7 protein-coding genes and 1 pseudogene are annotated in these 10312 nt (G+C 67.8%); 3 read left to right on the plus strand and 5 right to left on the minus strand.

The window, feature by feature from the left end; all coding sequences use genetic code 11:
• The first annotated feature begins 2 nt into the window (after positions 1 to 2).
• From rph to hemW, 3 genes are all read left to right on the plus strand, one after another.
• Positions 3 to 737 carry a ribonuclease PH gene (rph, locus tag GM672_RS21515; protein WP_155472580.1) on the plus strand — a complete coding sequence of 245 codons (735 nt, stop codon included), beginning with the start codon at positions 3 to 5 and terminating at the stop codon, positions 735 to 737.
• A 66-nt stretch (positions 738 to 803) separates the two neighbouring features.
• Complete coding sequence (gene rdgB, locus GM672_RS21520) at positions 804 to 1388, plus strand: RdgB/HAM1 family non-canonical purine NTP pyrophosphatase (RefSeq protein ID WP_155472581.1); 585 nt, start codon at positions 804 to 806, stop codon at positions 1386 to 1388.
• Between the two features lie 22 nt (positions 1389 to 1410).
• A complete protein-coding gene (hemW, locus tag GM672_RS21525) occupies positions 1411 to 2652 on the plus strand; it encodes a radical SAM family heme chaperone HemW (protein ID WP_155472582.1) in 1242 nt (413 codons plus the stop codon).
• A gap of 351 nt (positions 2653 to 3003) precedes the next feature.
• On the opposite strand, the gene GM672_RS21530 is transcribed toward hemW, so the two are convergent.
• The 5 genes and pseudogenes from GM672_RS21530 to GM672_RS28435 form a co-directional block, all read right to left on the minus strand.
• Positions 3004 to 4077: a patatin-like phospholipase family protein gene (locus tag GM672_RS21530; RefSeq protein ID WP_155472583.1), complete on the minus strand. Its 1074-nt coding sequence runs from the start codon at positions 4075 to 4077 to the stop codon at positions 3004 to 3006.
• A 43-nt stretch (positions 4078 to 4120) separates the two neighbouring features.
• The gene (locus GM672_RS21535) at positions 4121 to 5545 is read right to left on the minus strand and encodes an efflux transporter outer membrane subunit (RefSeq protein ID WP_155472588.1); all 1425 of its coding nucleotides are present in this window, start codon (positions 5543 to 5545) and stop codon (positions 4121 to 4123) included.
• Positions 5545 to 8703: an efflux RND transporter permease subunit gene (locus GM672_RS21540; protein WP_155472584.1), complete on the minus strand. Its 3159-nt coding sequence runs from the start codon at positions 8701 to 8703 to the stop codon at positions 5545 to 5547. The genes GM672_RS21535 and GM672_RS21540 overlap by 1 nt, the downstream gene beginning before the upstream one ends.
• A gap of 12 nt (positions 8704 to 8715) precedes the next feature.
• On the minus strand, positions 8716 to 9900 hold the full coding sequence (locus GM672_RS21545) for an efflux RND transporter periplasmic adaptor subunit (protein ID WP_155472585.1): 1185 nt from the start codon (positions 9898 to 9900) through the stop codon (positions 8716 to 8718).
• 176 nt (positions 9901 to 10076) lie between these two features.
• Positions 10077 to 10312 (minus strand): annotated as a pseudogene (locus tag GM672_RS28435) (IS1595 family transposase); the annotation flags it as partial.

The raw sequence follows: 10312 nt of genomic DNA on the forward strand, positions 1-10312 counted from the left end.
CCATGACTTTTGAATCCCGCCCCAGCGGCCGCGCCATCGACCAGCTGCGCGCGCTGCGCCTGACCCGCAACTACACCCGCCACGCGGAAGGATCCGTGCTGATCGAATGCGGCGACACGAAAGTGATCTGCACCGCCAGCATCGAGGAAAAGGTGCCGGGCTTCCTGAAAGGGAAGGGCCAGGGCTGGATGACGGCCGAATACGGCATGCTGCCCCGCTCGACGCATTCGCGCATGGACCGCGAGGCGGCCAAGGGCAAGCAGAGCGGCCGCACGCAGGAAATCCAGCGCCTGATCGGCCGCTCGCTGCGCGCCGCTTTCGACCTGCAGGCCTTCGGCGAACGCACCCTGCACCTGGACTGCGACGTGATCCAGGCCGACGGCGGCACCCGCACCGCGTCGATTACGGGCGCCATGGTGGCGGCCTATGACGCGTTCACGAAGCTGGTCGACAAGGGCCTGCTGCCGGCCGTCCCCGTCAAGCACTTCGTGGCGGCGATCTCCGTCGGCGTCTACCAGGGCATGCCCGTGCTGGATCTGGACTATCCGGAAGACTCGGCCTGCGACACCGACATGAACGTCATCATGACGGACGCCGGCCACTTCGTCGAAGTGCAGGGCACGGCCGAAGGCGCCGCGTTCGACCGCACCACGATGAACCGCCTGCTCGACCTGGCCGAAGGCGGCATCCGCGATCTGATCGTGCTGCAAAAGCAGACGCTGGGATTGGCGGCGTAAGGCTATACCAGAACATTTCCCGGAAAATGGGGTCTGTCCCCATTTTTCAAGCAAGTATTTCTCACCATGACCCAAAAACTGATCCTCGCCTCGAACAACGCAGGCAAACTGAAGGAATTCAACGAGCTGCTGTCCACCGTCGGCTTCTCCGTGCACGCCCAGGGCGAGTTCGGCGTGCCCGAGGCGGAAGAGCCGTACTTCACCTTCGTCGAAAACGCGCTGACGAAGGCGCGCCACGCGGCCCGGCTGACCGGCCTGCCGGCGCTGGCCGACGATTCCGGCGTGTGCGTCAATGCACTGGGCGGCGCGCCCGGCGTGTTCTCGGCGCGCTTCGCGGGCGAACCGAAGTCGGACGCGCGCAACAATGAAAAGCTGGTGGCCGACCTGGCCGCCCATGCCGACAAGTCGGCGTACTACTACTGCGTGCTGGTGTTCGTGCGCCATGCGGACGACCCGCAGCCGGTGATCGCCGACGGCCGCTGGAACGGCATCATCGTGCCCGAAGCGCGCGGCGAGGGTGGCTTCGGCTACGACCCGCACTTCTACATCCCGGAACTGGGCAAGTGCACGGCCGAACTGGCGCCGGCCGAGAAGAACCGCCTGTCGCACCGGGGCCAGGCCCTGCGCGCGCTGGTCGAGAAGCTGAAATAGAGAAGCAAAGAGAAGCAAGAAAATGATCCCCATCAAACCGGTCGGCATGAAGAGCACGCCGGCCCGCACCATCGACGCGGCCGCCGGCGTGGCCGCGCAATACCTGCAGCCGGGCGCGCTGAACCTGTCGGCGCTGCCGCCGTTGTCGCTGTATATCCACTGGCCCTGGTGCGTGCGCAAATGCCCGTACTGCGACTTCAACTCGCACGAAGCCAAGGGCGAAGTGCCGGAGCAGCAGTACCTGGACGCCCTGCGGGCCGACCTGGAAATGGCCCTGCCGCTGATCTGGGGCAGGAAGATCTACACGGTCTTCATCGGCGGCGGCACGCCCAGCCTGATGTCGGCCGCGGGCCTGGACCGGCTGATGTCGGACCTGCGCACCTTGCTGCCGCTGGACGGCGCGGCCGAGATCACGATGGAAGCGAACCCCGGCACGTTCGAGGCGGAGAAGTTCCGCAGCTACCGCGCCAGCGGCATCAACCGGCTGTCGATCGGCATCCAGAGCTTCAACAGCGCCCACCTGGCCGCGCTGGGCCGCATCCACGACGACGGCGAAGCGCGCCGCGCCGTGGAGATCGCGCAGGCCAACTTCGACAACTTCAACCTCGACCTGATGTACGCGCTGCCGCACCAGACCCTGGCCGAGGCGCGCGCCGACCTGGAGACGGCCCTGTCGTACCAGCCGCCGCACCTGTCGCTGTACCACCTGACGATGGAGCCGAACACGGTCTTCGCCAAGTATCCGCCGACCCTGCCGGACGACGACGCCAGCGCCGACATGCAAGATATGATCGCCCAGATGACGGGCGACGCCGGCTACGGCCACTACGAAGTGTCGGCCTACGCGCGCCCCGGCCACCGGGCCCGCCACAACCTGAACTACTGGCAGTTCGGCGACTACCTGGGCATCGGCGCCGGCGCCCACTCGAAGCTGTCGTTCCCGCACCGCGTGCTGCGCCAGGCCCGCTACAAGCAGCCGAAGTCGTACATGGAGCAGGTGGCGGCCGGCACGCCAGTGCAGGAAGAGCGGGAAATCGGCCGTGACGAGATGGGCTTCGAATTCATGCTCAACACCCTGCGCCTGCAGGAGGGCTTCGCCCCCAACCTGTTCGCCGAGCGCACGGGCCTGGCCCTGAACACCATCGAAAAACAGCTCAACGCAGCCGAAGCAAAGGGCCTGCTGTACCGCGACCACGAAATCATCCGCCCCACCGAGCTGGGCCAGCGCTTCCTGAACGACTTGCAGGAAATGTTCCTCACCTGACCAGCGTCGGCTACTACCGGGCTTGTATCCGTCATGGGGGCGTAGCCGGGGTTTCGAGAAGCCCAGCTTCTCGCCGGCGCAGCGGGCAATGGCTTGCAAGCCATTGCCCGCCCCAGGCCCCACAAAAAAACGGCCTCATCTGTGACAAACGGATGACCTCGTGTCCACCCTGGGGTCAGACCCCGACAAAGACACGGGCTGATCTGTGACTAATGGCTGAGCGTGTGTCCATGTCGGGGTCTGAGGAGGGCAATGGCACATAGGCCATGGCCCGCTGCGCTGGCGCGAAGCGGTGCTGCGCGAAACCCCAGCTGCGTCCCATGGTGGACACAGACTGAACAGTGACGCACCCTAGAAGCCGGCGGTGGTGGCGAGGTCGGGCTTCTCGGTCCACCGCGCCAGGGCTTCGGCCATGCGTTCGCTTTCGCCGATGGCGAAGGTCCAGTCGCGGATGCGGGCGGCGTGGTTCTGGCCGTAGTGCTTGAAGTCGGCGCGGTCGGGCATCTTGTTGCTGGGCAGGCGGGCCAGGAACGATGGCGACGGCGACACGAGGATCACGTTCTCCAGTGCCGCGTCCCTGGCGCGCCGCCATGGCATCGACTTGTCCAGCCAGCCGGGCACGATATGGTCCGTGAAGTGGGGGTACAGCACCAGGCCCGCGTCACGCTGGTAGGGCAGGTGCAGGTGGTAGTCGATCAGGCCGCCGTCCCAGTAGGTGCCGGGCGGGGCACCGGCGATGTCGTTCACCGCTTCCAGCACCAGCGGGATCGAACCCGAGGCCAGCAGCGCGTCGCGCAGGTTGGCGTCGGTCAGCGCCGCGAACTGCGTGGAGAAAGGATCGAAGCCTTCCCTCAACCAGGCGCCGTCGTCGCGGGCGTCATGAAACACCACCCGCTCCATCGCCCGCGCCAACCGGCCGCGCGACATCGCATTGCCGGCTGCCGCCAGCAGGAAGCCGGCCATCTCGCGCCAACGCACGCCGCCCGTGCGCGCCAGGGGACCGATGCCGCGCGCCGTGATGATGGAAAGCCGGTGTTGCGGATGGCCCAGCGCCTCGCTGCCGTGGCCGTCCAGCACCTCTTCCAGCATGCCGCGCACGGTGCGCGTCACGTAGGCCGCATCCACCTTGTCCGGATAGGTCTGGCGCGTGTAGTGGTAAGCCAGTCGCTTGTGGGCGGCGACGGGGTCGGCAAAGGCGCCGGCCGCCATGCGCCAGGCGCCGATCGACGCGCCGATCAGCCGGCGCTCGCGTGGCGCGGCCGGCAGCCATTCGCCGAACAGCCAGCTGTCGATGCCGTGCAGGATCAGGCCTTTCGGCCCGCCGGCGGCGGCGGGAATGATGGCGACGTCGCGTGCCTGCACGCCGTCCTGCGCGATGCGCTGGCGGGCGCGCTGGCCGAGGCGGATGGTGATCGGTGAGTCCATGAACAAACAATATCGTAAGGGGCGGCACGCAGTATAGCCGCCCTTACTGCAAACCGCCCCCCAGCGCCCGGTACAGGTCGATGGCCCCCGTGGTGCGCAGCAGCCTGGCCTGCACCAGCTGCTGCTGGGCCTCGAACAGTTCGCGCTGGGCGTCCAGCACGTCGAGCGAGCTGGCCACGCCGTTCTCGAAACGCAGCTGCAACAGGCGCAGGCGGTCGGCCTGGGCATCCTGGATGGCGCGCTGCGCCGCCACCTGGTCGGCCAGGTAGGCGCGCGCCGCCAGCGCGTCGGCCACTTCGCGGAAGGCCACCTGGATGCTGCGCTCGTAGTCCGCCACGGCCAGGTCCTTGCGCACTTCGGCCAGGTTCAGGTTGGCGCGGTTGCGCCCCGCGTCGAAGATGGGCAGGGTCAGTTGCGGCACGAACGACCACGTCTTCGTACCACTGTCGAACAGTTGGGAAAATTCGGGGCTGCTGCTGCCCAGCGCCGCCGTCAGCGAGATGCGCGGGAAGAAGGCTGCCCGCGCCGCACCGATATTGGCATTGGCCGCCAGCAGGCGCTGCTCGGCCGCGCGGATGTCGGGACGGCGCGCCAGCAGGTCCGACGGCAGGCCTTCGGGCAGGCTGCTCATGGCATCGATGCGGCGGTCGTCGGCCATGGCGCCGCTCGCGGCCTGGGCCGGCGGCGCGCCCACCAGCAGGGTCAGGGCATTCTCGGCCTGGGCGCGCTGGCGGGCCAGGGCCAGCGCAGATGCCCGCGCCGTTTCCATCAGTGTTTCGTTCAGGCGCAGGTCCAGCAGCGACGAGGCGCCCACGTCCAGGCGCTGGCGCGTCAGGTCGTAGGTGCGGCGGCGCGCTTCATACGTGCTCTGGGCCAGCGCCTGCTGTTCGGCAAAGGCCCGCTCGGTGAAATAGGCCTTGGCCACTTCGGCCACGAGGCTGATCTGCGCGGCCCGGCGTGCCTCGTCGGTGGCCAGATACGCTGCCAGCGCGGCGGCCGACAGGTTGCGCACGCGGCCGAAGAAGTCCAGTTCGAACGCGGCAAGGGACAGCCCGGCATCGAACGATTCGCCCACCACCGCTTCGCCGGTGCCGCTGCGGAAGGCCGGCGTGCGTGCCCGCGTGCCCGATAGCGCGGCGTTCACGTTCGGCAGCCGGTCGGCCCGCGTGATGTTGTAGGCTGCGCGCGCTTCCTCGATGCGCAGCGCGGTCGTGCGCAGGTCGCGGTTGTTTTCCAGCGCCGTGCCGATCAGCTGGCGCAGCCGCTCGTCGGCGAAGAAGTCGCGCCAGCCCGTATCGACGGCCGCCTTGACGTCCGTCGCGGCAGGAGCCGCGGTGCCGCTGGCGGCCGGCGCGTTGACGGGAAAGGCCGGCGCCACCGGCGCGGCGGGCCGTTCGTAAGTGGGCGCCAGCGAGCAGCCGGACAGCAGGCCGGCCGCCAGCAGAGTGCAGGTGATCGATGGTTTCATCATGTTTTGACCTCCGGCTTGTCGGGCTTGTTCCCCAGTTCATGTGCGGCCAGGCGGCGCTGGCGCTCGCTGCCCTTGAAGATCCTGCGGATCACGACGAAGAAGACGGGCACCAGGAACACGGCCAGCACGGTGGCCGTGATCATTCCGCCCATCACGCCCGTGCCGATGGCGCGCTGGCTGGCCGAGCCGGCACCGCTGGCGATCACCAGCGGCAGCACGCCCAGGATGAAGGCCAGCGACGTCATGATGATGGGGCGGAAGCGCAGGTGCACCGCCTCCAGGGTCGCTTCGACCAGGCCCATGCCCTGGGCCTGCAGGTCCTTGGCGAATTCGATGATCAGGATGGCGTTCTTGGCCGACAGGCCGATGATGGCGATCAGCCCGACCTTGAAGTAGACGTCGTTCGGCAGGTCGCGCAGGTGCGCGCCCAGCAGCGCGCCCAGCACGCCCAGCGGTACCACCAGCAGCACGGCGACGGGAATCGTACTACTTTCGTACAGCGCCGCCAGCACGAGGAAGGCGGCCAGCAGCGACAGCGCGAACAGGGCCGGTGCCTGCGAGCCGGAAGTGCGTTCTTCCAGCGACTGGCCGGTCCACTCGATGCCGAAGCCGGGCGGCAGCCGCGCGGCGAGCCGCTCCAGTTCCTCCATTGCCTCGCCCGTGCTGCGGCCCGGCGCGGCCTCGCCCGTCAGCTTGATGGCGGGGTAGCCGTTATAACGCACCAGCTGCACGGGACCGTTGATCCACTTCGTGCTGGCGAACGACGCGAACGGCACCATGTCGCCGCTGGCCGAGCGCACATTCAGGCGCAGGATGTCGGCGGGCTGCATGCGGCTGTCCTGGTCGGCCTGGACGATGACGCGCTGCTGGCGGTTGGCGGCATTGAAATCGTTCACGTACGACGAGCCCAGGCCGGCCGACAGGGTGCTGTTGATATCGGCAAAGGCCACGCCCAGCGCGTTGGCCTTCTCGCGGTCGATTTCCACCTGCAGCTGCGGTGCGTCCTCCAGTCCTTCCGGGCGCAGGCCGCGCAGCACGTCGCTCTTGCCCGCCATGCCCAGCAGATCGTTGCGGGCGGCGATCAGCGCGTCGTGGCCCTGGGCGCTGCGGTCCTGCAGCCGCGCCGTGATACCGGTGGCGTTGCCCAGCTCGCGGATCGGCGGCGGCGACAGGGGGAATACGATGGCATCGGGAATGCCGGACAGCGCGCCCATGGCCCGCCTGGCCAGGTCGTCGGCCGACTGGCCCTTGCCCCGTTCGTCCCAGTCCTTCAGGGGCACAAACACCAGGCCGGCGTTCTGGCCGTTGCCGGAGAAGGAGAAGCCCGCCACGGCGATGGTGCGCGCCACTTCCGGCTGCTGGCGGAAGTAGGCGTCGACTTTCGCCAGCACGGCTTCGGCGCGGGGCCGCGACGCGCCCGGCGGCAGCTGCACGTTGGTGATGATGTAGCCCTGGTCCTCGTTCGGCAGGAACGAAGACGGCAGCTTTACGTACAGCCACGCGACGATGGCCAGCAGCGCCACGAAGATCAGCATGAAGCGCCCCGTGCGCGTGAGGATGCGGGCGATCAGGCCCTGGTAGCTCGTCGCCGTTTTGGCGAAGCTCCGGTTGAACCAGCCGAAGAAGCCGCGCTTCTCGACATGGTGGCCGGCTTCCACGGGCTTCAGGATGGTCGCGCACAGGGCCGGCGTCAACGTCAACGCCATCAGCGCGGAGAAGGCCATCGACGCCACCATCGACAGCGAGAACTGGCGGTAGATGGCGCCCACGGCGCCGCCGAAGAAGGCCATCGGCACGAACACGGCGATCAGCACGAGCGTGATGCCGATGATGGCGCCCGTGATCTGCGACATGGCCTTGATGGTGGCGTCGCGCGGCGACAGGCCTTCCTCGCTCATGATGCGCTCGACGTTTTCCACCACGACGATGGCGTCGTCGACGAGGATGCCGATGGCCAGCACCATGCCGAACATGGTCAGCACATTGATCGAATAGCCGAAAATCTGCATCGCAGCAAAAGTGCCCATCAGCGCGATCGGCACGACGATGGTGGGGATGATCGTGTAGCGGAAATTCTGCAGGAAGATGTACATGACGATAAACACCAGCACCACCGCTTCCAGCAGGGTCTTGACCACTTCCTCGATCGAGATCTTGACGAAGGTGGAGGTGTCATACGGCACCGTGTACTTCAGGCCTGGCGGGAAGAACTTCGACAGTTCCTCCATCTTTGCCTTGACCAGGTTGGCCGTCTCCAGCGCGTTGCCGGTCAGCGACTGCTGCACGGCGATGGCCACGAAGGGCTGGCCGGACAGGCGCGCGCTGATGTTGTAGGTGGCGCCGCCCATCTCCAGGCGCGCCACATCGCCCAGGCGCACGGTGGAGCCGTCCGGGTTGGCACGCAGGACCACCTTGCGGAACTGCTCGACGGAGGTCAGCTGGCCCGTGACGACGACGGGCGCCGCATAGGCCTGCGACTTCGGATTGGGCAAATCGCCGATGGTGCCGGAAGTGACCTGGGCGTTCTGGGCGCGGATGGCGGCCGTGACGTCGCTCATGTTCAGCTTCAGGCCTGTCAGCTTGTCCGGATCGACCCACACGCGCAGGGCGCGCTCCGTGCCGAACAGCTGCGCCTGGCCGACGCCGGGCAGGCGCTTGATCTCGTTGACGACATCGCGCGCCATATAGTCGCCGATGGCGGTAGGGTCCATGCGGCCGTCGGTGGAGTACAGGCCGACGAACATCAGGATGTTCGAGCGTGCCTTGTTGACCTGCACGCCCTGCTGCGTGACGGCCTGCGGCAGGCGCGACTCGACCCGCTTGATGCGGTTCTGCACGTCGACGGCGGCCAGGTCCGGGTTGGTGCCTGGCTGGAAGGTGACGGTGATCGTCACGCCGCCGCTGGCATCGCTTTGCGACTCGACGTATTGCAGGCCGTCGGCGCCGTTCATCTCCTGCTCGATGACGCTGGTGACGGCGTCGTCCAGCACCTGGGCGGTGGCGCCCGGGTAGTTGGCAGTGACGACGATGGACGGCGGCGCGATGGTGGGGTACTGCGCCACCGGCAGGCGCGTGATGGCCAGCGCGCCGCCCAGCAGGATGAACAGGGCAATCACCCATGCGAACACGGGGCGGTCGATAAAGAAGCGTGGCATCCGGGCTCCCGCTTATCGAGGCGCCGGCGTGCCGGCGGGCGCGCTGGCCGATACCCACGGCTGCGGCGTCACGACCGCTCCCGGCTTGGCCTTCTGGAAGCCTTCGACGATGATGCGCTCGCCCCCCTTCAGCCCTTCGCTGACGATCCACTTGTCGCCGCTGGCCGCTTCGGCCTTGACGGGGCGCGCCACCACCTTGTTGTCGCTGCCGACCACCATCACCGACGAGCCTTCGGCGCCGCGCACGACGGCCTGCTGCGGCACCGTGATGGCGGCCTCGTTGACACCCTGCTCGAGCCGGGCGCGCACATACATCCCCGGCAGCAGCAGCCGCTGCGGGTTCGGGAAGGCGGCCCGCATCGACACGGCGCCGGTCGACTCGTCCACCGCAACGTCCGAGAACAGCAGCTTGCCCGCGTGCGGGTAGGCTTCGCCGTTTTCCATCATCAGAGTCACCTTGGCCTGGTCCTTGCCGGCGCTTTTCAGCCGGCCGCTGGCCAATGCCTGGCGCAGCTGCGCCATTTCCAGCGACGACTGCGTGACGGTCACGTAGATCGGGTCGAGCTGCTGCACGGTGGCCATCGGCGTGGCTTCGCCCTGGCCGACCAGCGCCCCTTCGGTGACGAGGGCGCGGCCGACGCGGCCCGAAATGGGCGCCGTCACGGTGGCATAACCGAGGGTCAGGCCGGCCGTCTGGCGCGCCGCCTTCGCCGTTGCCAGGTCCGCCGCGGCCTGCTTCTGCGCCGTGACGGCGTCGTCGTATTCCTGCCCGCTGACGGCCTGCGCGGCCAGCAGCGGCTTGTAGCGCTTCACCTTCAGGTCGGCCTGGGCCAGGTTGGCTTCCGCCTTGGCCACGGCCGCCTGCGCGCTGGCGTAGCTGGCCTGGAACTCGGCCGGGTCGATCCGGAACAGCACCTCGCCGGCCTTGACGTCGCCCCCTTCCTGGAACACGCGCTTGAGCACGATGCCGGGCGTGCGCGCCCGCACCTGGGCGATGCGCGACGCCTCCACGCGGCCCGGCAGCTCGTCGGTGACGGCGACGGCGCCCGGCGCGACGGTGATGACGGAAACGGTGGGCGGCGGCGGCGCGGCGGGCGCCGCTTCCTTCTTGCCGCAGGCGGCGAGCAGGGCGAGGAAAACGATGGCGGCGGCGATGGCGACAGGGCAGACGGGCAGACTGCGTGGAACAGATCTCATGGATGTCTCGTGCAGGATTGAGGTATCGAGCTTGTACTGCGGATGCGCGTCCCCCGGGGGCGGCGGCTCAAGGGGAGATGTTCATTGTATAACAGGGCGGTAGCGTGCGTTTTACACTTGTTGCGCATAAAACAAAGGCGCTGTCACCCGGTCGCAGTGAACTGTCCACTCAGCATTCAACTTCCTGCCGGGAATAATGCAGCCCGTAAAAATTGCTGCGGCGTGCTCAGGTGACGACAGTCGAGCCCGTGAATCCAGCCCAGGTAGTGGGGCAGGTAGCGGCTGGCCACGCCGTGGAAGCGGATCAGCCAGCTCTTGAACACGGCGTGATACCGGTTCACGTTCTGGACATGGATTTCCCCCAGCGCCCGCTCGCCCTGGCGCAAATTGACGGCCCGGTGTGCGATGCCGT

The organism is Pseudoduganella buxea (assembly GCF_009720835.1).
Lineage (GTDB): Bacteria > Pseudomonadota > Gammaproteobacteria > Burkholderiales > Burkholderiaceae_D > Rugamonas > Rugamonas buxea.

Bases quoted from the DNA above. Each gene is read 5' to 3' on its own strand.
- rph (WP_155472580.1), top strand. From the start codon at position 3: ATGACTTTTGAATCCCGCCCCAGCGGCCGCGCCATCGACCAGCTGCGC.
- rdgB (WP_155472581.1), top strand. From the start codon at position 804: ATGACCCAAAAACTGATCCTCGCCTCGAACAACGCAGGCAAACTGAAG.
- hemW (WP_155472582.1), top strand. From the start codon at position 1,411: ATGATCCCCATCAAACCGGTCGGCATGAAGAGCACGCCGGCCCGCACC.
- GM672_RS21530 (WP_155472583.1), bottom strand. From the start codon at position 4,077: ATGGACTCACCGATCACCATCCGCCTCGGCCAGCGCGCCCGCCAGCGC.
- GM672_RS21535 (WP_155472588.1), bottom strand. From the start codon at position 5,545: ATGAAACCATCGATCACCTGCACTCTGCTGGCGGCCGGCCTGCTGTCC.
- GM672_RS21540 (WP_155472584.1), bottom strand. From the start codon at position 8,703: ATGCCACGCTTCTTTATCGACCGCCCCGTGTTCGCATGGGTGATTGCC.
- GM672_RS21545 (WP_155472585.1), bottom strand. From the start codon at position 9,900: ATGAGATCTGTTCCACGCAGTCTGCCCGTCTGCCCTGTCGCCATCGCC.